Source organism: Butyrivibrio sp. FCS006, from assembly GCF_000424525.1.
In the GTDB taxonomy this organism is placed as follows: Bacteria; Bacillota; Clostridia; order Lachnospirales; family Lachnospiraceae; genus Butyrivibrio.
Map to the genome: position 1 here is coordinate 206,243 of NZ_AUKB01000012.1, position 24,627 is coordinate 230,869.

Below are 24,627 nucleotides of genomic sequence, written 5' to 3' on the forward strand. Positions count from 1 at the left end.
AACTTAAAGGTTTACACCGTTACCTATATATCTTCATCAGTTTCTCAAGATACTCATCTATCGTATCGAAGTTCAGCTCCTTGCAGGCATCATGCATTTCTTTAGCCTTGGCATCATCCTGCCAGAGGATATGGATCTTATCACACAGTTCATCCACATCTCCGCTCCTGAACAGAAGTCCTGTCTTACCGGCTTGTATAAGCTCAGGTATTCCACCTATATCTGCCCCGATAACCGGTGTTCCATAGAGCTGCGACTCCATTACAGAGAATGGGCAGTTCTCATACCACTCTGACGGGTATACGGAAGCTCTGGCTTTGCGGATCAGGTCCGCAAGTTCATCACCGCTTTTAAATCCAACGTTTTTAATATTCTCTACGCTGTCAACGAGACTTTCAAGTGGCCCTTTTCCGGCAAATACAAAGTTAACTTCAGGCATTCTTTTGGCCGCTTCTAACAACGTTCCAATGCCCTTCTCCTCAGAAAATCTTCCGAAATACAATATATAATCTTCCTTAGGCATATCGACCCATGGAATTTTATCTATAAAGTTATGTATTGCCACAGTCTTTTTTGCAAAAAGCGGATTGGTATCCAGCTTTGTCTTCATAAATCTGCTACAACAAATGAATGTATCGATGTATTTATAAGCCCCGTTCAGCTTCCAGAAAGAAGCCTCGAGGGTTCCGATAAAGCTTTTAGCAGTACTTCCGTGAATGCACTTGCCCTTTGTACAGTTTATAAAACTGCCGCCAAGACACTTCTCACAGTTCTCCCCGGTAGCAGGATTGTTGCACATATGGTTAGGGCAAACCAGCTGATAGTCATGAGCAGTAAATACTATCTTGCACTTATGCTCCGTCTCCTTCCTCCATTTCACAATCTCTAGGATTATGGATGGAGTCAACTGATAATTGAAATTGTTGAGGTGTACAACATCCGGTTTAAAATCATCCAAAACCAGTCTTATCTTCTTGCGAGCTTCTGTAGAATAGATGGTCTTCAGCGGATATGTAAGCTTAGTGAGCTTACTCGCATTGTGGAAATCCATGTCGGAGGTATACGCATTGACCCTGTTGCCGACGCATCTGCCCTCGTGCTCCATTCCGAAATATTCAACCTCATGTCCCCTGGCTGTAAGCGCTTCTCCCAGCTTAAAAATATAGGTCTCTGATCCGCCATTGGGATATAGAAATTTATTAACAAACAATATCTTCATATACTAGTTGCCTTGCCCTTCATAACTCTTTCTTTTATGTGGTAAAAAACAGCGGCTATTACCACTCCTATAAAACTCCCTGCCGTATTTGTAACGAAGTCGCTGATTTCAAACATCCCTCTTCCGGTCACAAGCTGGATACATTCTATACCAAGGCTGGTTAAAGCTCCTGCCATTGTAACGACCAATATCCTTAACACCCTTTTATAACTCCTGAAAATAGGGTAAGCCAGTATCCCAAAGGGAATAAACAAAAGGATATTTAAAAGGCTGAATGTGAGCCCCCATGATGAGGGGTGACCTGTTCGGAGTCCAAATCCGAGATTTATGTTAAGGTGGATGATTCCTTCCCTTGATCCCGGCATTCGATTGAATATCGTTATAGAAAACAGCATATTGATGTAGGCCAGCACCAACATGATGTAAATGACCTTTTTGTTAGATATCCATCCCTTTTTCAAGAACGCCTGTCCAAGCAATAAGATCACCAGCGTTTCCACCACCAGCATTACCAAGTGGTCAGCAATGTTGATCCCCTCGGTTTCTTTCTTAAGTACTACTGCAAAGTCATGTATGAAGCCGCTGTTCATGTTCAAAATCATTCCTAAGCTTTCCACACTTATACCTGATCTATCCTCTCAACATTCAAAATCGCGTCGATATACAGCCTTACACTGGCACCGGTAACCTTGTTCCAGTCAAATCTCTTATAGCAGTACTCCATGATTTCGTCCTTGGTATGAAAAGCATCCGGATGGTTTAATGCTTCCTGGAGCTTCATTGCAAGATCATCAACATTGGACTTTTTGAAATACATGGCATAGTCGCGACAAGCCTCTGAATTCTCAGGAATATCGCTTGCAAGGACTTTCCTGCCATAGCTCATGGCCTCCAGAATGCTTATGGGCATACCTTCCACATCACTGGGCAGTACATACAGATAGGTATTACTGTACAGCTCAGCAAGCAGGTTTCCCTGAACAAAGCCTGTCAGGACAACTCTTTTGTCCTTCGCAGCCATTTCTTTTATCTGTTCCACATATTCATCTGAGTGGCTGGTTCCACCGGCAATGACGAGTTTCATGTCAGTATCCACCTTGGAAAAAGCCTCCAGCAGATATGTCACACCCTTCTCAGGCACCAATCTGCCAAGGTACAGCACATACTTTTCCTTTTCAAGGCCGAACTTTTTAGTGATGATATCAGGATCCCTGAACTCTGTCGGATTGACGCCATTTGGGATATAGATGGTATCACGGTTGTAAGTGTCCTTAAAGTACTGCTGGACATTGGTGGAAAGGACTATAACCTCATCCGCATAAAGTGCCGCAATTTTCTCGCCCAGCTTTATCACCTTTGTAGCAAGGCCTCCCCACTTGGATCTCTGCCAGTCAAGACCATGAATCGTGGCAACTGTCCTGATTCCAAAGAAATGGGGTATCATCAGCATCATGCATGGACCCTCGGCGTGGTAATGTATAACATCGTAATTACCAACCAGCGCATAAAGTGTGGCAACAAAAGAAGAAACTAAAGCATTCATTGCCTTATTCTGCGGGGTAGGTACGTTTACTATTCTGATACCTTTGTATTTTTTTAGTTTGTGAGCCTCCAGGTCAGCATTCTTGTCGGATACGTGCTTTCCTTTTCTGTTGTAGACGGTAACTGAATGTCCCATCTGCACAAGACGGGTCGACAGTTCCTCAACCACGACCTCTATTCCGCCTTCCCTGGATGGAATCCTCTTATGCCCTATCATTGCTATCTTCATGATACGTAACCCTTACTGCTTAATACGCGTTCTTGTGTATAAAAATCTCTGCTACTGTTTTCAGAATAATCTTGAAGTCAAGCCACAGCGACCACTCATCGATGTATTTGGTATCCATTTCCACCACTTCGTTAAAGTCTGTGATGCTGCTTCTTCCGCTTATCTGCCACATTCCGGTAATACCGGGCTTGATGCTTATCCTCCTCCACTGCTTAGTGGAATACTTGGCAACCTCATCTGTTGTCGGGGGTCTTGTACCCACAACACTCATAGATCCAAACAGTACGTTAAAAAACTGTGGCAGCTCATCGATGCTGGTCTTACGGATGAACTTTCCGACCCTTGTAACTCGCGGATCATCCTTCATCTTGAACATCATGCCGTCCTCGATCTCATTAAACTCCATAAGTGAGGATTTCAACTCATCGGCGTTCTGGTACATGCTCCTGAACTTCCACATCTTAAAGTGCCTTCCGTTCTTGCCCACGCGAACCTGCTTAAAGAACACCGGCCCCTTGGAGTCAAGCTTAATAGCTATTGCCGTTATAAGCATGATAGGAGAAGTCAAAACAATAGCTACAAATGCAAAGCATATATCAAAGAGTCTTTTGAATACTCTCTCGTAAGTGTTCATGGTAACAGTGTGAAATGTCGTCACGGGGTATGTTCCTATGCTGCTGACATAGGAAAATGACTTACGCCTTTTGAAGGTATCCACAATAACACGGCAGGTTACCCCCATCTCAATACAGAGATCCACATACTTCTGCAGGTTGTTGATATCCATATCCCTCTTCTGCAACATGTAGACCTGATCGATATTGTATTTTCTGATGAGTTTCTCAAGGTCTGAGAGCTTGCCAATGTATTCCAGCGAATCGTCATTATCATCATAGCTCACATAGCCAATCTCGTTGATGATGATAGATGTTTTTTTAAGGAAATATCTGAACTTGTTGTAGGAATCCTTACTACCAACATAAAGCACCCTGGAAATGTACTTACGCATGATGATCCTGTCCAATATCCTCTCAAAGAACAGAATTTCCAGAATCATAACTTCATAGGTAACTAAACAGAGTCCCCTCATGAATTCTACATTAAACTCTATATAAGAGGCCTTCAAAAAGATTACCGCTGCACAGCATACTGCAAGTGCGAAGGAAACGGACTCCCTCTTTACGATTCTATCCAGATAAAAGAAAATGGTTGAATTATAAATATTTAGTGTCCTGTTACATAATAGGAAAATAATAATCGATACAATGTATACCGTTGCAAAGGCTCCCCACTCATGAGCGGTATAAATCCCTCTGCCCCACACATTGTAAGAAATAATGAACGATATGACGTGAACAAATATGTCCAAAACAACATGTACTATATCAAAAGAAGCCCCACTATTTGAGCGATTCATAACATTTTCTCCACACAAGTCAACACTATGTTAACATATTATCAATATCACCCGACATTACAGTCTAAAAATTATAACACACATTCTTTTAAAAATAAACACCGGGGGTTTATAATTAATTTATAATTAGTTTATAATTAATTCAAAACTTAATGTTTAAAATGAAACTTTTTTTCGAAAACAAGTATCGCGAATAAGAAGCTCCATTTAAAAAAAGCCGAAAATGCAAAAATTCTACCGGACGCGATGGAGAAAATATCGAAGAATATGTGCTCATGAAGTGATATGATAAGTACGCGGTTTTGTTTTCGTTTGTAAAAGTGACTAAAACAGAAACGTCTCATTGACTACGGATTTGTAAAATTATTGCGGGAGCATTTTAATATAATGGAAAAAAAATATATTCCTCATGCTGAGGTTCCGGTAATTGAGCATTGTAATCTTAATTGTGATCTGTGTAACTGTCATGCCAATCTAATAGATAAGAGTTATTATCCGTTAGAACAGTTCATAAAGGATATAGACAACTTATCCAAACATGTTCACTTTGGGTTTATGACATTTATGGGGGGAGAGCCATTATTATGTGAGAACCTGGATAAGTATATTTCGTACGCAAGAGATAAGAAGATGGCCGAAATATATAGAGTGTTATCGAACGGCTTACTATATAAAAGATTATCACCTCAATTAATGGATACAATTGATGTTTTGGAAATATCGCATTATCCGGAAATGAAAGATTCGGTAAAGGTGATTTCTGATTATTTAAAACCGTTGTCGAAAAAGCATAACTTTACTTATTATATCAAATCTATAGGTTATTTTAATGAAATTGACACCATAAGTATATCAGAAGGTGAAGCACAGCAAGGATATCATAATTGCAGAAGAATAGTAGATGGTTGCTGCATTTTTAATGGATATTATTATAAATGTATGCGACCAAAAACAACTAACCTTTATCTTGAGAAGAGGCATGGTATAAAACTAGACAAGGATTTGCGAATAACGGATGGAGTAAAGATATCTGCGGATGATTTTCGGAACAGACTTGAGGCCTATATATCTGATACTAAAATGATGGATTCTTGCAAATATTGCTTGATGGGCTTGGAACATGATGAATCATTTGTAACAAGAATGAAACATTTGGCATTGCAAAGGCCTTATTTGATAAGAACATTTTATAAAAACCACATATTATACCACTCATTTAAAAAGATAAAGAGTCTGGTACAATTTGATGAGGGAGCGCATTCATCTGATAAAGAAATAATTACAACAAGCATTCACACCGTTGAGAAAAAGTATTAGAAAAATGATTGTCAGCCGACTATCACTTTATTCCTTCCTGATTCCTTGGCTATATATAGCCTTTCGTCAGCTCTCTGCACAAGCTTATCCATGCTAAGGCCCTCTTCGTAAGCTGCTGCGCCTATGGATACGCTGGCCTTGATAGTCTCTCCTCCGGAAGTAAGCTGCAGGGCTTCAACGGTCATCCTCAGATCCTCCAGCATTTCTCCGAACTCATCATAGGAAATTGTTTCGGGAGATATCAAAAGAAATTCTTCTCCGCCCCATCTTCCGTAGATAAGGCCTTTGTCACGATACTTTTTGAAGCATTCGGTAATGCTCTTAAGGACGCTGTCGCCTGTCAGATGTCCGTATGTATCATTGATCTGCTTAAAATGATCAACATCCAATATGGCAACTGAGAGATTTCCTTCTTTGATGTCACCTTTTCTTAGTATTTCCGCCTCAAGGATACCCTGTATCTTGTTTCTGTTGAAGATTCCCGTAAGCGAGTCATGCTCGGCCACATATGTCATCTCTTCATTCTTCATAGCCATTCTCTGGTTATAGATCGAGGTGTAGATCATAATGGAGATAAAACCAAGAGCTGCATTTATGTAGTAAAGTATTTCAGCCAAGTTCTCATCAACATTATATTTTGTAGGTAAGTATCCGTGTTTTCCAAGGAAAACAAGAATCTCGAAGCCCAGCACTATAGTAATTGCATAAACTCCAATCTGCTTTTTGGGCCTTTTACTCAGATTCGGAATGAAGAAAGGAAGAAATATACTGGAGAATGTACCAAAGAGCCACAGATGATATCCACATTTAATCCCAAGAAAAATACTGGCAAAAATCACATGCAAAAAGATCTCAGCCTCCATTATCCATACAGTCATCAGATGTCTTCTCTTAGATATCAAAAATACGCTGACAACATACGACAGAAAGCTGAAAATGTTGATAATGATCATTGGAGTGCAGCCAATCCAGATATAGAAGAACTCCATCAAAAAATGCGTAACTCCAAGAGAAACAGCCACCACCATGTACTGACTGTTATCCAGATAATCACCATTGGATATTTCTTTATACGTTCTGTCCCTTAAAGTCTCTTCTCCCATGTACCCACCTTTATATTTTTCCACACCTCAATTGTACGTTATCCGGACAGAAATGAATGTTAAAAAATAATTAAATATTCGTCTGGCCGATAGCCCTTGCGAAACACAGCATTTTCTCCTATAATAGGTAAGTCGGCATCAAAAATGTCAATCGAGGCGTGGCTCAGTTTGGTAGAGCGCTGCGTTCGGGACGCAGAGGCCGCAAGTTCGAATCTTGTCGCCTCGACGAAAAAACCAGCCTACTTATGTAGACTGGTTTTTATTATGCCTAAATTATTCTTCTGTTGCTTCAACTGAAGGCTCGGCCTCCTCTGCAGGAACATTCTCCTCTGCAGGAGTCTCCTCTGCAGCAGGCTCTGTGGAAGCTTCCTCTTCCTTTTTTTCTTCCTCAGGCTTCTTAACCGTATCGGTAAGGTCCTCTAAAAGAATGGTCATCATATCCTCTTCGCTGGGTTCCGCCATTGCAGCGATCCTTCTAGCCTGATTTGTAATAATCTCCTCAAAGAGATTTCTTACTTCCCTGGCATTGGCGAAGTTGTCGATGTTCTCAATCTTCCTTGCTGTGATAAGAGCTCTGATCTGGTGCTTAACATCCTCAGGTACGATGTAGTCGTACTTCTTGCAGTTCATGTTGAAGATCTCTTCAAGCTCATCAATGTTATAATCCGGGAACTCGATGTACTTGTTAAACCTGGACTTCAGTCCCGGGTTGGAATCGATGAACTTCTTCATGGGCTCTGTATATCCGGCTACGATAACAACAAAGTCATCTCTGTTGTCCTCCATGGCCTTAAGGATCGTATCAATAGCCTCCTGACCGAAAGCATCATCCTTCTGTGCAAGGGCATAAGCCTCATCGATGAAAAGAACTCCTCCCTTGGCCTTAGCAATCTGCTCCTGGGTCTTTATCGCTGTCTGTCCGACATATCCGGCAACAAGTCCCGAACGATCAACCTCAACGAGCTGTCCCTTTGAAAGAACACCGATCTGCTTGTAGATCTGAGCAATGATCCTGGCTACAGTTGTCTTACCTGTTCCTGGATTACCCGTAAATACCAGGTGGAGTGAAACGGGAACTGACTTAAGTCCCTGCTCCTGCCTTGCCTTCTGAACTTTAACAAATGCCGTAAGCTCTTTTACATCATCCTTGATTGTAGTAAGGCCGATGAGCTTATCGAGGGTCTCCATAGGATCCTCTTCAGGCTCCTTGGGCTCTTCGGGCTCGGCGGGCTTTACATTATTATCTTTTGCAAAAAGAGCTTTCGCCTCCTCTAAGGCGTCATTGGCATTGGTAATTGCATCTTGTCCCTGTGCTTTTGCCTCCTCGGCTCTTTTCTTATCCTCAGGTGGAATGTATACGCTGCCGTTCTTAGGACCTTCGCTCTTTGGCTCAAAGCTCGGTGCTTCAGGCTTTGAACCCGTTCCTGCTGCGGAGAAGAAGTCTCCGTACAGGCTTCCCAACAGGTCCTTCTGCATATTTGTAATTTTCTTGAGTGTTTCTAATTCTTTATCTCTTTCCATATCAATCGTTCAAAAACCAACCTTTTCTTGACAGGAAAGTTCTTGTTGTTACAAGGGCGTTTACGTCCTGTCCTATAATCTGTGATGCCTGAGCTTTAACAGCTGCGGCGTTTGCTGTACCAAGATTCTTGTATGCGTCATAAGACATCTTCTTACTGCCGTCAAGGTTCTTAAGACCCTGAGCGATGTGACTCTCCATCTCGTGCGCATCATCTGTCTCTCTAAAGAGAATGAAGCTTGAGATATATGGATTGTTCTCAGCCATAGTGTAAGCATACACGATAGATGCCAGCTGAGCATCCTCACCAAAGCTTGATGTGTAGCCAATCTCTGAAAGAGAGATGTTTCTAACCGCTCCGGCAGGATTGAGGTAAGATGCCTGGCACATGTAATCTGTAAGGATATAAATGTTCTCCATTGTGATATATGGAGTTGCAAGTGTTGTATTTACATACTGTGACTGCTGCTTCCAAGCGTATGGATCAAAGAGTGGAGCGTTGTAAGGGTGAACTGAAAGTGACCAGTCGATGTTACCCTCACGGTTCATGTAGTAGTTGAATCTGTCCATATACTCCTTTGAAAGGAAGCATCCGGGATTTGACTTTCTGTTCCACTCCTGATCGAAGGATGTGTAAACTCTCGCATTAGCGTTTACAGACTTGATCTCGTTGTAGAAGATACGGAAAGCCTTAACATACTCGCTGACATTGAGCTCAATGTTTGTTGAGTTAAGGTAATACCACTCTGTTCTTGCGTTTACTTCGTTTCCGATTACCCAGTTATCAACGGTTCCGTATGCACCACCTGAGTATCTCTGAGCAAGGAAAGCTGCGATAGCCTTAAGGTGCTGTGTGCCTCCGTCCTCTTTGGTATTCATGGCATATCCGGGACAAACATGGGCATCTCTTGAAAGAGGATGGATAAGATCTGCGCCGGCTGCTGTCTTGTTGTTAAGAATAGTCATGGTGAGCTGGAAGTTGTTAGCGCTGCACCAGCGAACAAATCCGTCATACTGTGCAAGAGCTGCACCGTTAAACTGATAATCAACTCCGTTATATGAGAAAGGAATTACGTTTGATCCATCCCCGGGGCCTACGATATCACCCATGTAAAGGTTGTAGACCATCTGAGCAACTCCAAGATCCTTGAATGTTGCTGCATCTGCGCTGTTGGGAAGGATACCCTTCATACCGTGGTCATTTCTTGCTACGGTCTTGGTAGCCTTAGCCTCAGGGTTTGTGATGTAGTGCTCGTCACTTACCTGAACCATTGAGCCGCTCTTTACAGCTACAAGGAACTTCTTTGAAAGATTAGATTCTGCAGTGTAATGATTGAGCGGGAAAGTAAATGTGGCATTGGTTCCTGCTGCTGTCTCGGCAACAATCTTGCCAACACAGCCGTCCTGATAAACCTCATCAGCGTAGAGATAGAACTTTCCGTCTGATGAAGAAGGAACAGAACTGCATGAAACATTTACAACAACGTTGTCCCCCTGAATTGTGCAGGATGTAATGCTTACCGGTCTTCCGGCTGCTTCAGCCACAGCTCCGCTGAAATCTGAAACAACTGCTGCACTCTTTGCAGAAGCGATCATAGTCACAGCCACCATTGCTCCGGCAAAGATCCTTTTCATTAAATTCATTTTTTTCACAACAAACCTCCAACTTGATCCACTTATGCGTTCATGATCGCATCCGTGAAGTTATTGAGTGCCTCAGCATCCGATGAATGGAGCGCACTCTTGATGGTTAATACATTTTCAAGAACGGTTACGTTCTTAAGGCCTGAAAGCTTATCGTTCATGAGCTTTCCGGTAACCGGCGCCCAGGTGCCGTTCTGAGCAAGGGCAAATACCCTGTTCTGCACACCAAGTGCTGCCATGTCGTTTATGAAGTTCTCCATTGGAGGATATACCCCGTTGTTATAAGTCGGGCACATAAGGACGATCTTCCTGCAGCGCCATACTTCCCCGATGAGGTATGAGACATCCGTTCCGGAGACGTCATAAACCTTAACGCCTTTGGCACCCTTATCACGGAGAGATGCAGCCACTGCCTCAGCAGCGCTGGCTGTATGTCCGTAGAGACTGCCATATACTACTATAACACTATCTTCCTCAGATTCATAGGTGCTCCATTTCTGATATTTATCAAGGAGCACGTCAAGGTCTTTTCTCCATACAGGTCCGTGCAGAGGCAGGAGCATCTGAATGTCCAGTCCTGCTGCCTTCTTAAGGACCGCCTGTACCTGAGGGCCATACTTTCCAACTATATTAGCATAATATCTTCTGGCTGAGGCAAGAAAATCTTTTTCAAAGTCAAATTCATCCGCGAATATTCCACCGTCAAGTGCTCCGAAGGTACCGAAGGCATCCGCAGATAAAAGAGCTTTATTCTTGTCATCATAAGCGAATAAAACTTCAGGCCAGTGAACCATGGGCGCTGCCACGAAGCTGAAAGTATGAGCGCCGGTTGAGAGCGTATCTCCCTCTTTTACCTCAAGCTTGTTAAAGCCCTGAGACTCTGGGAAGAACTGCTGCATGAATGTAAAGGTCTGCTTACCGCCAACTACTGTAACTTCAGGGAAAAGAGCTACCACCTTATCTATAAGTGAGCAGTGATCCGGCTCCATATGAAGCACTACAAGATAGTCAAGCTTCCTGTCCCCAAGAGCCTCCTTTAAATTCTCAATGTACTGGTCAGCCACGGTGATATCGGCAGTATCAAACACTGCAGTCTTCTCATCATCTATAAAATAGCTGTTATAGGAGACGCCTTCCGGTATTGGAAAGATGTTCTCAAATCTCTCAAGCCTTCTGTCACTCCCTCCGATCCAGAAAATTCCGTCTGCAACCTTTTTGATTCCCTTCATTTTTTGTAACTCCTCTCTGCTGTTTTATTTTTTAAATTCACTGATTGTCTTTTCAACAACCTTTATATCAATAGGCTTTGTAACATGTGCGTTCATCCCGGCATCAAAGGCCTGCTGAACATCATCGGCATAGGCATTGGCAGTCATGGCGATGATAGGTATGGTCTGAGCCCAGTCGGTTCCAAGAGCTCTGATGGCCGCAGCTGCCTCATAACCGTTCATGACAGGCATCTGAATATCCATAAGTATCATATCATAGTCGCCTTCATTTGCGGCTTTGAACATTTCAACAACTTCCTGTCCGTTGACGCCTCTTGTCACGCTTGCCCCGTACATATCCATAAGCTCGATCAGGATGTCCGCATTGATATCGTTATCCTCCGCAGCCAGGAACTTCATGCCCTCAAGAGGGTTCTTTGGTTCTTCTGCGGCTGATGTTTCTATCTTGGTGATCTCGTCTATGGTAGTCCTTAAGTTATACGGCAATACCGGCTTTTGCATAACCTCATTGCAGCCGGCTTCTCTGAGAGCATCCTCATTTTTCTCGAAGAACTCGGTAACTGCAAGGATTACGCTGTGATGACTCTTATCTTTCTTTCTGATATTTCTTATTACCTCAGCCGGCTCCATGTCATCATAGTTTTCATCTACAATTATAAGATCGTAAGCCTTGCCTTTTGCCGCCATTTCCTCCACCAGCTTCAGGGCTTCATATCCGCCTGTGGCCACTGTGGAATCCATCTGGTCATTTTTGTATTTTTCCTTATAAACCTTATCATCCGTCAAGCTTCCATTGACAGTAAGAAGCGTGTGCATTCCATGGGCCTTCCAGAAATCCACATCCCCGGTCTCTACCGCCTTAAGTCGCAGATTTACAATAAATGTACTTCCCTTGCCCTCTTCAGACTCAACCCTTATGGTTCCGCCCATAAGCTCTACAAGACTCTTAGTGATGGCCATTCCAAGTCCTGTTCCCTGGATGGTCTTGGTCGCGCCCTTTTCTTCTCTCGAGAAGGCATCAAAGATCTTGTCCTTATACTCCGGCTTCATTCCGATTCCGTTGTCAGCTATAACAAACTTTACATTCTGGAAGCCTTCCGAAGAAGAATCGGACTCAGAAATGGTAAAGTCGATCTTTCCTCCCTCAGGAGTATACTTGACAGCATTTCCAAGGATATTCATGAGTATCTCATTGACTCTCTGCTTGTCCGCCATGAAAACGTCATGTTGCATGTTTTCAATCTTAACAGTATAAGTCTGATCCTTGGCCTTAGCCTGGAAGCCGATAACAGAGTTGATCTCCTCAAGAAGCAGTCCTATAGCCATCTCCTGAATATCCAGCGTGGTCTTTCCGGACTCAATCTTACTCATATCAAGAACATCATTAAGAAGTGATAGCAGATTGTGCGACGCTAGGGAAATCTTGTGAGTATACTCTTTTACCTTATCCGGCTCATCTGCATGCTTATCAATCAGCAGATTAAAGCCGGTAATGGCATTCATAGGTGTCCTGAAGTCATGGGACATGTTGGCGAGGAAGCTGGTCTTTGCCTTGTTTGCCGTCTCCGCAGCACTAAGAGCCTCCTGAAGCTGATGATTACGCCTGAACTCCTGAGTTCTGTCATAGAGCGCAACCGCCATTCTCTTTCCGCCGTCATCAATGGTGCAAACGATGATTCCACGGTAGTAGAGATGCTCATTTGTCTTTACATTCTTAAGCCTTATCTCATCAAAGAGCTGAGTATCTCCGGTCTTTCTCGCATCCTCAATAGCCTCGTCAATCCTCTTGTCCTCGCCCTTTCTCTGAGCCTTATCGAGGTTTCTTATGTCTGCTTTCAGCTCGTCTGCCGGTATACCAAGCACAGCCTCGGCATTGGCCGTGATAAAGCTCGCCTCATAGCCGTCTCCGCTTATAACTGCCAGGATATCATTGTTCTTTTCAACCACGAAATCAAAGAGCCACTCTCTGTAATGAATGTCGTTATCTTTGAGCATGAGCTGCTCTTTGTTCATCCTGTCGATCTCCCGAACCATCTTGTTCAGGGTATCTGCCATGGATTCCATTGACTCGGAGAGCTGTCCTATCTCATCATTGTGGGTATCCGGATTCTTAACGTCAAAATTACCCTTCTCAATCTCATGCGCCATATCATTGATGGCACCAAGCCTCTTACTGAAGCGATCCGCAAACAGCTGGCCGAATACAAATGCCGCCAAAAAGAGCACCACAGCAATTACGATGACTGATAAAAGTATGCTGTATACGTCAGCCGTGATCTCGTTTTTGTCTACATAGTAATAGAGTGTCCAGCCATTTGCCGTACCTTGAGATTCTGCAATAAAGTATTCACCGGTTGCGTGAAACTCCTCAACTTCTCCGGTTCTTATATCGCTCAGGATCCTCTCTTCAAGGGCTGTATCATCAATTTTTCTGTGATTGACGGTCTTTCCGTTGGAGTCAAGGATTATGATACCGTTATTGAGGTAACCGGTCTTGTTTACTATGGAAAAGAACTCGCCCTCTTTCACCTTAAGCGCGATCATTCCTATGCGCTTTGAGGATGTCGGGGAGTCCAGCAGCGCTTTAATAAGATATACTCCTCCGTCATCGTCAACATCCCAAAAAGCGCTGTATTCCTCACTTGTCTCCTGATACCACTGCAGCTGTTTGTCGGTGGTGGGCTTTAGAAGGAAGTCCCCCATATGCTCGCCGTCTATGAGATCCGAATATATGATTATGGACTCAATATTTGTGTCGCTGCTCAGGTAATACCAGATAAGGGGCTCGATCTCATCATTGAGCTCCTCTGTCAGGGTATACGGATCATTTTTTACTCTCTCCAGCGCTTTTCTGAATTCGTCTTCATAGGAAAAGAACTTTACGACGTCATTTTCTTTTTTGACACCGTTCTCAATACCGTGTGAGATAACATCCACGTTTCCTATCATGGCGATCTTAGTCTGCTCGATCAGGTTATTTCTGGCAACAATATAAGAATAGCTTCCCAGCAATAAGATGGGAACTATGATCAGCACAGCAAATACCCGGATAAGGGTTTTCCTTATGCTGCTCGCGTATCCGAACCTTCCAATCCTTCCAATCCTTCTCATTCTTTAGCCGCTCCTTACTTATCACTCGTGGAGTATCTCATATACAAGCTTATCTACGTTGGCAAGCGCCTCATCCAGCGTCTCTCTCTTTAGAAGCACTTTCTGAAGTTCTCTTCCGTAGGTATAGTGCACTCTTCTGTTTAAGTCCTTTCCCCAGTCCATCCAGGGAGTAAACACCAGTCCCTTTTTGTAGCAAACTTCAATCCCTTTATATGCCTCATCTACGTTAAAAGCGTACCCTTCCAGATATGTCTGGCTTCCGGGTCTGTCCTTCCAGAGAGCCTCCTGGCCTTTAACTCTTGAAAGAGAAGCCAGCACTTCTTTTGCCTTATCATAGTTAAGCGCATTTGAATTAAGTGCAAATCCCAGGTCGCATCCACCTATTATCGCCATTCCCACTCCGTCCGTTCCGTAGTAGGGCATGGTTCCGATATTCATATCAGGCCTTGCTTCCTTGATGGCAAGAAATGTCTCAGGGGTTCCGACTATCATGGCTGCCTTTTCACTCACAAATTCTTCGACAGCTCTTTTACCGTCAATGGTGTACATTTCCGGCGTAAGGACTTTGTGCTCAAGAAGTGTCTCCCAGTCCTTCATGTAGGGACGAAGTTCTTCCGAAAAAGATGTTCTTCCGTACTGTAGTCTTCCTCCAAAGCCACTTCCTCTGTCGGTGGAGAAATAATTTGCTGCAAGAACTCCCATGGCGCTGTTGGCAAAGCTGTATGGATCCTTAAGGCTCGCTGCCAGTGGTCTTATCTTTCTCACTACCCTGAAGTAGTCACAGGCTCCTATGAATGTGGCAAAATCCGTTGGAACGCTTGCTCCTTTTGCGCTGAACATGTCTTTGTTGTAAAAGATACATTCCAGCTCCGAGGTGTTCGGAACTGCATAAACTGCGTTTCCGTAGCCAAAAGCAATCCTTGCCTCTCTGTTAAACTTCTCGGTTATATCCGAAAGGTTGGCAATATAGCCGGTAATGGCGTGCTTTTCAGCCATCTCCTGGTTGACGTAAATAATATCCGGAGCTCCCTTGTAGGAAAGCTTCGCATCCATAATGGGCTCGTAATTACTCTTCCCGATATATTCAAATTCAAAATTATAATTTGGAAATTCTTCGGCCAGATATGCCTTAAGATTGGTTAGATTGTCCTCAGTGTACCAGGTTCCGATCCTGATCGTTGTGACATCCTCTTCTTTTCCTGATGCCGGGGCAGACTCCACCCCTTTAAGTACGTGGGTCTCAGGAGTTTCCGCACCAAAAGACAGGTTCGCCCCGGCAACATTTATGCCACTGAGCGCACCTGTCAGAACAGCTACTGCGGAAAAAACACTTACAAAGATCTTTCTTAGCTTCCTGCTCTTCATATGTACCTCATATAAATAGCCTTACTCAGTCGTCATCTGATCATGATCTTCTTAATTTCCCCAACATAGACGATATAATATTCTCCATCTTTTTCATATTCATCCGCCAGACTCTTATCTACAAAACCATCCTCCCTAAAGTCCTTTTTGTAGAGTACTCTTGCTGTTATGACATTGTCGGCCTCGTCAATAAAAGGTATCCCGTCATCGTAGTTAACTGTCAGACGGGCACCGGCAATCTTATCCTCTAATCTTCCGGAAACGGCCTCAAGATACTTAAAGGCCCCTCTAAATTCCTGCTGATTAAGAAAGCTCAGTGAAAACTCACCGGCTTCATCAAGGAGTTCCCTGGTATATCTCTTACCACGAAGGAAAATATAAACAACTCTCTTATCAAAGAGATAACCTGCGCCACCCCATTTGGCCGTGGTTGTGTTTACCTTGCCTCCGCTTCCTGCTGTAACAAGAAATTTGGTACCGTCAAAAGTATACGCTCCCTGCTCAATATCGACAGGATCAACTGGCTGAAAAACGTGCATGTATTCCCTCCACTTCTCTTAAGAGCCCCGAGTCAGAAATCCCTTATGGTATCCTCCTCGGTCAATCCGGTATTCTCTATGTTCATTATCGTTACATCGTAACTAATTTCACTGTTCACTATAATAGTAACACGGTCTCCTACCTTATGTCCAAGTAATTGTTTGCCCAAAGGAGACTCAATACTGATGAGGCCTTTTAGGGAGTTCTTCCTCATCGTGGTCACTACCTTGTAGGTTTCAAGGCTGCCGTCATCTTCCATTCTGATGGTAACGGTCTTATTCATTCCTACTTCGTCGTCTTTAGTATTATCGTCTATAACGTGAGCTGTCTTTATCATTCTCTCAAGGAATCTGATCCTGCTCTCATTCTGATTCTTGGCCTTTTTTGCTGCGTAGTACTCGAAGTTCTCCGAGAGATCGCCCTGAGCTCTTGCTTCCTTTACGTGCTCCAAAAGCTCTTTTCTCACAACTACCTTTCTGTGCACGATCTCAGCTTCCATATCTTCGATGTCTTTTTTGGTTAATTCGTTGTTCATTTAAACCCATACCCCTGATCATTTAATTTAAAAGAAAAAGAAGGGTAAAGCCTTGGCTCTACCCTTCCGGAAAATCTGTCTATTACCTGAATCAAGCCTTGCCAACTGATCCAAAGAGCTCCATCTTCTCCTTAACTGTAGCCTTGATAGCCTCAGCGCCGGGAGCAAGAAGCTTACGAGGGTCAAATCCCTTTCCTTCAAGATCCTTGCCTGCCTCGATGTACTTACGAGTAGCGTCTGCGAAGGAAAGCTGGCACTCTGTATTTACGTTGATCTTGGATACGCCAAGGTCAATAGCCTTCTTGATCATGTCTGAAGGAATTCCTGTGCCGCCGTGAAGAACGAGAGGCATTACACCTGTCTGCTGCTGGATTGCATCGAGAACGTCGAATCTAAGTCCGGGCCATCCTTCAGGATACTTACCATGGATGTTACCGATTCCTGCTGCAAGCATATCTACGCCGAGATCAGCGATTCTCTTGCACTCTGCAGGATCAGCGCACTCGCCCATTCCTACAACACCGTCTTCCTCGCCGCCGATTGATCCAACCTCAGCCTCGATTGAAAGGCCAAGCATGTGAGCTGCGTTAACGAGCTCTGAAGTCTTTGCAACGTTCTCCTCGATATCGTAGTGAGAACCGTCGAACATGATGGATGTGAATCCGGCCTTGATGCACTTGTAGCATCCTTCGTATGTGCCGTGGTCAAGATGAAGAGCTACAGGAACAGTGATACCAAGGTTCTTGTCCATCTCTCTTACCATAGCTGCAACTGTGCTGAAACCTGTCATGTACTTACCTGCGCCCTCAGATACACCAAGGATTACAGGGCTCTTAAGTTCTTCTGCTGTTAAAAGAACTGACTTTGTCCACTCAAGGTTGTTAATGTTGAACTGACCAACTGCATAGTGGCCTTCTTTTGCTTTTACAAGCATGTCTTTTGCAGATACTAACATTTTGTTTCTCCCCTTTATATTTGATAGTTTTGATGGTTAAAACCATTATATACTTGTTGTTTTGTTTAATCAAACCCAAAGAAGTTATCTGTCCAGAATTCTTCATCCGTTGTTGCTTCGAAACTATCGTATCGAAGAACGTATCCTGTGTTTCTGGACATTGTAAGGCTCAAAACTCCGTCCGTTACGGTCTTTGTAGTTGGTGAAACGTCAAATCCCGTGCTGTCAGAGACAATCAGCTGCCTGAACCTGGCATCCCTCGGGATTCCCATGGGCCATACCTGAATATCTCTTGTGATCTCGTAATCATTTAAGTTTATTGCAACCACAACAGCCGCGGTTCTGTTGAATCTTCCATAGGCCATGAAGTTGTTCTCGGCATATAGCTCTCTTACGGAACCTGTCTTAAGTTCCGGACATTCCTTGTGAATACGGATCATCTCTTTATGGAAAGCGAGCATCTGCTTATCTTCCTTGCCCCAGGGGTAGGTTCTCCTGTTGTCGGGATCAGTAAATCCGCAGACTCCTGCTTCGTCTCCGTAGTACAGTGTAGGTGCTCCGGGCCAGGTCATCTGTATCATTACAGCCTGTCTCATCACATGCTTTCTGATACCTGTGTCAGCCGATGAAGACATGAGCGTATCGCACCTTCCCACCTTCTGACTGGTCCTTGTAAGGAACCTGGAGTGGTCATGGTTTGAGAGCTCGTTCATGGCTGTGTAGAGAGAAGGCATTGTGAAATTCTCGCCCCCTGCATAGAGCATGGTATCAAAAAACTCTCTGGCATTTCCCACACGTATCGGTCTGAACTCGTCGCTGTGCTTGTCCATTCCTGTAAGGAACCAGGTTACAGGCTCCATAAAAGCGTCATAGTTCATGACGGTATCCCACTCATGGCCATTTAGCCAGCTCTTTGCCGGTCCGTAGTGTTCAGCAAGGATAATGGCCTCAGGATTGGCCTTTTTGACCTCATCCCTGAACCTCTTCCAGAATCTGTGATTGTACTCCTCAGAGTGTCCAAGGTCCGCTGCCACATCAAGTCTCCAGCCGTCGCAGTTATAGGGCTCCGAAACCCACTTTTTGCCTATGCTTATAATGTAGTCCTCAAGCTCTTTTGACCCTTCGTAATTGAGCTTGGGCAGGGTATCGTACCCCCACCAGCCATCATAGCTTGCGTTGTAGGGCCACTTGTCCTGAGAAAATGAGAAATATTTTCGATAAGGGCTTGTGGCTGCCACATAGGCACCCTTCTCATACCCTTTTGCATCCTCGTAGATGAGCTCTCTGTCCAGCCACTTGTTAAAGGATCCGCAGTGGTTGAAGACTCCGTCCAAAATGACTCTTATGTCTCTCTTGTGAGCTTCTGCCACAACCTTGGCAAAGAGCTTGTCAGAGGCCTCGAGGTTCTTTTTATTGGTGACGCGCCTAATATAGCGCTCTGCCCTCTTGTTGTTTTTTTCAAACTGAGGGAGAATGTCGCCACCATCCTCAACAATCTTACCAAAGTGAGGATCGATATGATCATAGTCCTGGATATCGTATTTGTGACAGGACGGAGAAACAAACAATGGATTGAAGTAGATAACCTCTACTCCAAGGTCCTTCAGATAATCAAGTTTGTCCAGTACGCCCTGAAGATCACCCCCGTAGAACTCACAAAAGTCCGTCTTAGGATCGGGGTAGCTCCCCCAGTCATCGACCTTCTTGGCCTTAAATCCGCTGTATGAATACTCTCCGGTCATCACATCGTTAGTCGGGTCGCCGTTACAGAATCTGTCAACGAATATCTGGTACATAACCGCACCTTTGGCCCACTCCGGTGTGGAAAATCCCGGGATAACAAGGAATCTCATACTCTCCATCACATCAGAAACAGCGCCTCTTTTGTCATAGCGCCAGAAACTTCCGTCTTTTCCTGTAATCTCAAAGTGATATCTGAATGGATCCTTGCCTATATTTATTGAAACGTCAAAGTAATCAAAACCGTTATCAGTCTCGGAGTGCTTCATCTTTCTGCTCTCAGATCCGTACACCAAATAAACCTGCAAAGCCTCCCCATGAGCGCATCTGAATCTGAAATCCGTAATACGCCCGATATCTGGTTCCGCAGGCCTTAGATAATCCAAGGTCATGTCGTGAAAGAATGCCGACTGATTCATAGTAGTTCCTTTAAATATTTTTTCGTATAAAGTAAAAAAGACAGCGGGGTAGCTGTCTTTTTAGAGAAGGTATTTCTTTCTTATGGGGTATAGCAAAAAACTATATAATGTATTGGGGGGTTACGCCTATTATACTAGCATCCCCTCAAACCCACGTAAAGACTAATACTTCACAAATTTGTCAAAAACAGCGTCATGTTTTTGTGCATATTTCACAATCAAAGTTCTACATCCACATCCTCAGTGATGGTGTGGCCTTCAAAGAGGGCTTCAAACTCTTCTCTTCCGATCTTTTCTTTCTCGATCAGAATCTTGGAGCTTGCATGAAGAACGTCCTCATACTGGAGGATGATCTCCTTGGCCTTCTTGTAGCACTTATCAATGATGTTCTTAACTTCCTGGTCAATCTCTCCTGCCACCAGCTCAGAGTGCTTCTTGGTGTGAGAGATGTCATAGCCGATAAATACGTCTTCCTCGTTGTCGTCATAGTTTACGACACCGATATTACCGGACATACCGTACTTGGTAACCATGCTTCTGGCTTCCTGAGTAGCTTTTCTTATGTCACTGGAAGCGCCTGTCGTGATATCAGATTCGCCGAATATGATCTCCTCAGCAATCCTTCCGCCGAGAGAAACCATGATATCCTCAAGCATCTTGCGCTTTGTAAGGAACATATCATCGTTCTCGGGAAGTGGCATTGTATAGCCTGCTGCCCCAAGGCCTGTAGGAATGATGGATACTGTGTGAACAGGGCCAACCTCGGGAAGTACATGGAAGAGGATCGCATGTCCTGTCTCATGGTAAGCGGTGATCTTCTTCTCCTTTTCAGAGATGATCCTGCTGTGCTTCTCTGTTCCTATTCCAACCTGGATAAAGGCCTTGTTTATATCTTCCTGCTTGATGAACTGTCTGTTATCGATGGCTGCCCTTATTGCAGACTCGTTAAGAAGGTTCTCAAGGTCTGCTCCGGTAAATCCTGCTGTGGTCTGTGCCACCTGCTTGATATCTACGTCATCGGAAAGGGGCTTGTTCTTGGCATGAACCTTGAGGATTTCCTCTCTTCCGCCCACATCAGGTCTTGAAACAGTGATCTTTCTGTCAAAACGACCCGGTCTTAAGATAGCAGGATCAAGGATATCTACTCTGTTTGTTGCTGCCATTACGATGATACCTTCGTTGACACCAAAACCATCCATCTCAACAAGGAGCTGGTTCAGTGTCTGCTCTCTCTCATCGTGTCCGCCGCCCATTCCTGTTCCACGTCTTCTTGCTACTGCGTCGATCTCATCGATAAACACGATACATGGAGAATTCTTTTTTGCATCCGCAAAGAGATCTCTTACTCTTGATGCGCCGACACCTACGAACATCTCCACAAAGTCTGAACCTGAAATACTAAAGAACGGAACTCCCGCTTCTCCCGCAACTGCTCTTGCAAGAAGGGTCTTACCTGTTCCGGGAGCACCTTCAAGGAGAACTCCCTTGGGAATTCTTGCTCCAACCTTGGTGAACTTCTCGGGGTCTCTCAAAAACTCGATTATCTCAGCGAGCTGTTCCTTTTCTTCCTTAAGACCTGCCACTTCATTGAGGGTAACCTTGTTTTCCTCACCTGTGGACATTCTGGCTCTGCTCTTTCCAAAGTTCATCATCTTGCTGTTGCCTGAACCCTGGCTCTGAATGTTGGAAAAGAGCGAGAAGATAAATACCATGACTATCAATCCCACAATTATGGGAATTATGCCACTTATAAGTACATTTTCCGAAGGGACATCCTTGACCTCGACGCCTACGCCCTTCTCAGTGAGATACTTCTCAATATCAACAACATCCGTTGAGTAAAAGCTTGCGTCTGTGGTCTCATCCTTAAAGCTTACTCTTACCTGGCCTGTCGGCGTCTCGGAATTAGGTGTGATAACTGCGTACAGAACTCTGTCTGCCTCAACGTCTCTCTCAAGAGAAGCCCTGTTATAAGCAGGTCCTGAATTATCCACCAGTCCTCTTCCGTACTCCAGGACCACAACGGCCACAAGAAGCACGATCACAAAAATAAATATCGAATTAAAGTTCCTTGAACGATTCAACTTGCGTTTTTCCCCTCTTAACAATACTTTCCTTCGGATCAGTTGAACTCAACTACTCCGATATAAGGAAGGTTACGGTATCTCTGGTCATAGTCCAGTCCATATCCAACCACGAATTCATCAGGAATCTCAAATCCTGTGTAATCAACCTTTACATCTGTTACTCTTCTCTCTGGCTTATCAAGAAGTGTGCAGAGCTTGATGCTGGCAGGATCTCTGTCCCCAAGCATCTTGATCAGATATGAAAGGGTTCTGCCTGAATCCACAATATCCTCAACGATAAGTACATGTCTGTCCTTTAAGGGCTCATCAAGGTCTTTTACGATCTTAACTACACCACTGGATTTTGTTGAACTTCCATAACTTGATGCAGACATAAAGTCCATTGTTACAGGAACTGTGATTCTCTTGGCAAGCTCACACATAAAGAAAACACCGCCCTTAAGGACGCATACAAGGTGTACGGTCTCGCCCGCATAATCCCTGCTTATTGCCTCTCCAAGTTCCTTGATCCTCTTGTCTACTTCCTCTTCTGAAAGTAATATACGTACAGATTCAGCCATTACTCTTTCCTCCAGTCTGATTGATATTTATTGATAAAACCCTTTTAGTAGCTTTACTTACCTTGTAAGCATCACTCATTCGATAGCCCGGAACCCACATAACTTCATCCCCGTCACAGAGAATGTATATACTGTCTCTTTCAGGTCTTGGTATCTTCTCATCCGTCATGAACTTGGCCAGTTCCTTGGAATGTAGCTCCCCTCCCTGACTTATCCGGATGATGTCGCCCCGTCTTCGCTTTCGAAATGAAACTGCTTGTATTCTATCATAATCGAACCATTTCGTATATGTCTGTGTGGGGACTTCTTTTTGTTCATCGTAGGAAATTACTGCAATCTGAGCCCTTCCGAGTCCCGGAATGTCTATTTCAGTTTCCTCTCCATCCGCGAGGGACAAGCTTATTTCCTCATCTGAAGTCATCCGGTTTTCCACAGGTCCCAAATAAAGAATATTGTATGTTCTTACAGCTCTAAGACCATAGGGAAGGTCCACCGATGCTGTTCCCGATATGTCATCAGTAAGCCCAAGAACGTCATCCACGTGGACAAATCCAATGTCCTTGCGGCTCTTTACAAGCTCCTCAAATGCCATCAGTACTACGTTTTCCCTGATGATGTCAGCTTCCTTAAGAAGCGCCGTAACGTCAATCTTAACCGCCTCTTCAGAAACCTCAGCAATGTCCTCAAATACCTTACGGGCATAGCTTCTTACAAACTCATCCGCCTTTTCAAAAGAGGCTGCTGCCCTTGCCATGTGACTTACGGCTTTCTGATTTACATTTTCTTCAAACTCCGGGATCAGGCGGTTTCTGATGATATTTCTGGTATGGATATTTTCAAAATTGGTCTTATCTGTGCAAAAAGAGATCTCTTTTTCCCGAAGGTAATTCTCAATCTCATTCCTGTCTGCGCAAAGAAGCGGTCTTATGATGTTGTCCCTCACAGGCCTTATGGCTGCTGCCCCGTGAAGCCCGCACCCCCTCGTCAGGTTCATGAGAAGAGTCTCCGCCACATCGTTTTTGTGATGTGCAACAGCTATGACCCCGGCACCGATCTCTTTTGCAAAAAGCTCGAAGGCCTCGTATCTGGCTCTTCTTCCGGCTTCCTCTTCTGTCAGTTTCAGCTCCCTCGCCATCTTTGGGATGCTTACCTCCACCGATCTAAAGGGGATTTCTCTCTCAAGGCAAAAGGTCCTTGAAAATTCCTCGTCCTCCCCGGCCTCCTGCCTCATCCCGTGATTTAGGTGAATGGCTGCCACCTCGATCTTCAGGACGGCCCTTAGTTCCCAGAGCACGTTTAAAAGAGCTGTGGAGTCCGCTCCTCCTGAGAAGCCGACCACAACCTTATCCCCCGGGGATAACATCCCGTTTTCCTTTATGAAACTAAGTACCTTTGATGTGAATTTGTCCATTAGAATCGTGCTTCTTGAATATCAAAAGCGCAGACTCATACGAACCCCCCGTATAGATGTCTGCGCCTAACTGCTTAGCTATCAGTTATCCGAGTTCTTAAAGATGATCTCTCCCGGATAAACCAGTCCCAGCTTTTCCTTGGCTGTATCCTCTATATACTTACGCGTCTCTGTATAGCGCTCAAACTCAGCGATATCTTCACTTCTCTGATTCTCGTACTCGATCTGCTGCAGAAGCTGCTGTTCCTTTTCCTGATATTCCCTGGCTTTCTGCATAAGTCCGATACTCTTTACAGAAACCACCGTCACAAGAATAAGTACAACGATGCTTGCCCAGACGATACCCGCTCTGTTTGTGAGCCTGCGCCTTTTATAACGAGCTCTCGCCGCCATAATTACCCCCTACTTTCAAACACTATATCACCATTTTTATTGTAATACAGCTAAATGTACCTGTAAAGGTTACTCACATCCTCTTTGTGCACGGTTTCCTGCACGTCAAGGACTTCCACGGAGACATCCTTGTTGCCAAAGCCTATGGTTATCTTATCTCCAACCTTGACCTCTGTTCCTGCCTTGGCGGGCTTTCCGTTTATGGAAACCCTGCCGGCGTCGCAGGCGTCATTGGCCACGGTCCTTCTCTTAATCAGTCGGGTTACTTTTAAATACTTATCAAGTCTCATTA

General features: G+C 44.3%; 20 protein-coding genes and 1 tRNA gene. 2 read left to right on the top strand and 19 right to left on the bottom strand.

Translation table 11 applies throughout. The features are described from left to right. Nucleotides 1-19: 19 nt before the first annotated feature. From G633_RS0103995 to G633_RS0104010, 4 genes are read right to left on the bottom strand one after another with little or no spacing between them, the layout of a single operon-like run. A complete protein-coding gene (locus tag G633_RS0103995; RefSeq protein ID WP_026519149.1) occupies nt 20-1,219 on the bottom strand; it encodes a glycosyltransferase in 1,200 nt (399 codons plus the stop codon). Continuing rightward, nucleotides 1,216-1,836 carry a VanZ family protein gene (locus G633_RS17305; protein ID WP_155834907.1) on the bottom strand — a complete coding sequence of 207 codons (621 nt, stop codon included), beginning with the start codon at nt 1,834-1,836 and terminating at the stop codon, nt 1,216-1,218. Before G633_RS17305 ends, G633_RS0103995 begins: the two co-directional genes overlap by 4 nt. 2 nt (nt 1,837-1,838) lie before the next feature. After that, on the bottom strand, nt 1,839-2,990 hold the full coding sequence (locus G633_RS17310; RefSeq protein WP_051199922.1) for a glycosyltransferase family 4 protein: 1,152 nt from the start codon (nt 2,988-2,990) through the stop codon (nt 1,839-1,841). A 19-nt stretch (nt 2,991-3,009) separates the two neighbouring features. Then, nucleotides 3,010-4,407 (bottom strand): sugar transferase, encoded by a 1,398-nt coding sequence (locus G633_RS0104010; protein ID WP_026519150.1) that lies wholly within the window; start codon nt 4,405-4,407, stop codon nt 3,010-3,012. Between the two features lie 387 nt (nt 4,408-4,794). Here G633_RS0104010 and G633_RS0104015 point away from each other — a divergent pair, with 387 nt between their 5' ends. After that, a complete protein-coding gene (locus G633_RS0104015) occupies nt 4,795-5,724 on the top strand; it encodes a radical SAM protein (RefSeq protein ID WP_026519151.1) in 930 nt (309 codons plus the stop codon). A gap of 11 nt (nt 5,725-5,735) precedes the next feature. Here G633_RS0104015 and G633_RS19105 read toward each other — a convergent pair whose 3' ends face one another. Continuing rightward, a complete protein-coding gene (locus G633_RS19105; RefSeq protein ID WP_051199924.1) occupies nt 5,736-6,827 on the bottom strand; it encodes a GGDEF domain-containing protein in 1,092 nt (363 codons plus the stop codon). A 152-nt stretch (nt 6,828-6,979) separates the two neighbouring features. Between G633_RS19105 and G633_RS0104025 the strand changes: the two genes are divergently transcribed. Then, nucleotides 6,980-7,053, top strand: a tRNA-Pro gene (locus G633_RS0104025). Between the two features lie 47 nt (nt 7,054-7,100). Here G633_RS0104025 and G633_RS17320 read toward each other — a convergent pair. The 14 genes from G633_RS17320 to G633_RS0104095 form a co-directional block, all read right to left on the bottom strand. Next, nucleotides 7,101-8,348 carry an AAA family ATPase gene (locus G633_RS17320; RefSeq protein WP_081664680.1) on the bottom strand — a complete coding sequence of 416 codons (1,248 nt, stop codon included), beginning with the start codon at nt 8,346-8,348 and terminating at the stop codon, nt 7,101-7,103. Between the two features lies 1 nt (nt 8,349). After that, entirely contained in the window at nt 8,350-9,990 is a 1,641-nt protein-coding gene (locus G633_RS0104035; protein ID WP_242838827.1) for a DUF5722 domain-containing protein, read from the bottom strand. Between the two features lie 32 nt (nt 9,991-10,022). Then, nucleotides 10,023-11,219 (bottom strand): FprA family A-type flavoprotein, encoded by a 1,197-nt coding sequence (locus G633_RS19880; RefSeq protein ID WP_026519153.1) that lies wholly within the window; start codon nt 11,217-11,219, stop codon nt 10,023-10,025. A 24-nt stretch (nt 11,220-11,243) separates the two neighbouring features. Then, nucleotides 11,244-14,330, bottom strand: a complete 3,087-nt coding sequence (locus G633_RS19110; RefSeq protein ID WP_051199926.1) for an ATP-binding protein — start codon at nt 14,328-14,330, stop codon at nt 11,244-11,246. A gap of 21 nt (nt 14,331-14,351) precedes the next feature. Beyond that, the gene (locus tag G633_RS0104050; protein ID WP_026519154.1) at nt 14,352-15,695 is read right to left on the bottom strand and encodes an ABC transporter substrate-binding protein; all 1,344 of its coding nucleotides are present in this window, start codon (nt 15,693-15,695) and stop codon (nt 14,352-14,354) included. 32 nt (nt 15,696-15,727) lie between these two features. Next, nucleotides 15,728-16,234, bottom strand: coding sequence for a flavin reductase (locus G633_RS0104055; RefSeq protein WP_022767930.1), 507 nt, complete (start codon nt 16,232-16,234; stop codon nt 15,728-15,730). A gap of 32 nt (nt 16,235-16,266) precedes the next feature. Further along, nucleotides 16,267-16,770, bottom strand: coding sequence for a GreA/GreB family elongation factor (locus tag G633_RS0104060; RefSeq protein ID WP_022767931.1), 504 nt, complete (start codon nt 16,768-16,770; stop codon nt 16,267-16,269). 91 nt (nt 16,771-16,861) lie between these two features. Continuing rightward, on the bottom strand, nt 16,862-17,725 hold the full coding sequence (fba, locus tag G633_RS0104065; RefSeq protein ID WP_022767932.1) for a class II fructose-1,6-bisphosphate aldolase: 864 nt from the start codon (nt 17,723-17,725) through the stop codon (nt 16,862-16,864). Between the two features lie 65 nt (nt 17,726-17,790). Then, entirely contained in the window at nt 17,791-19,884 is a 2,094-nt protein-coding gene (locus tag G633_RS0104070; RefSeq protein WP_022767933.1) for an alpha-glycosidase, read from the bottom strand. A 218-nt stretch (nt 19,885-20,102) separates the two neighbouring features. Next, complete coding sequence (ftsH, locus tag G633_RS0104075; RefSeq protein WP_022767934.1) at nt 20,103-21,968, bottom strand: ATP-dependent zinc metalloprotease FtsH; 1,866 nt, start codon at nt 21,966-21,968, stop codon at nt 20,103-20,105. A 38-nt stretch (nt 21,969-22,006) separates the two neighbouring features. Next, a complete protein-coding gene (gene hpt, locus G633_RS0104080; protein ID WP_022764867.1) occupies nt 22,007-22,531 on the bottom strand; it encodes a hypoxanthine phosphoribosyltransferase in 525 nt (174 codons plus the stop codon). Continuing rightward, nucleotides 22,524-23,942 (bottom strand): tRNA lysidine(34) synthetase TilS, encoded by a 1,419-nt coding sequence (gene tilS, locus G633_RS17330; protein ID WP_022767935.1) that lies wholly within the window; start codon nt 23,940-23,942, stop codon nt 22,524-22,526. The genes hpt and tilS overlap by 8 nt, the downstream gene beginning before the upstream one ends. 81 nt (nt 23,943-24,023) lie before the next feature. Next, nucleotides 24,024-24,335, bottom strand: a complete 312-nt coding sequence (locus G633_RS0104090; RefSeq protein ID WP_022767936.1) for a septum formation initiator family protein — start codon at nt 24,333-24,335, stop codon at nt 24,024-24,026. A gap of 50 nt (nt 24,336-24,385) precedes the next feature. After that, on the bottom strand, nt 24,386-24,625 hold the full coding sequence (locus tag G633_RS0104095) for an RNA-binding S4 domain-containing protein (protein WP_026512395.1): 240 nt from the start codon (nt 24,623-24,625) through the stop codon (nt 24,386-24,388). Nucleotides 24,626-24,627: the final 2 nt, after the last annotated feature.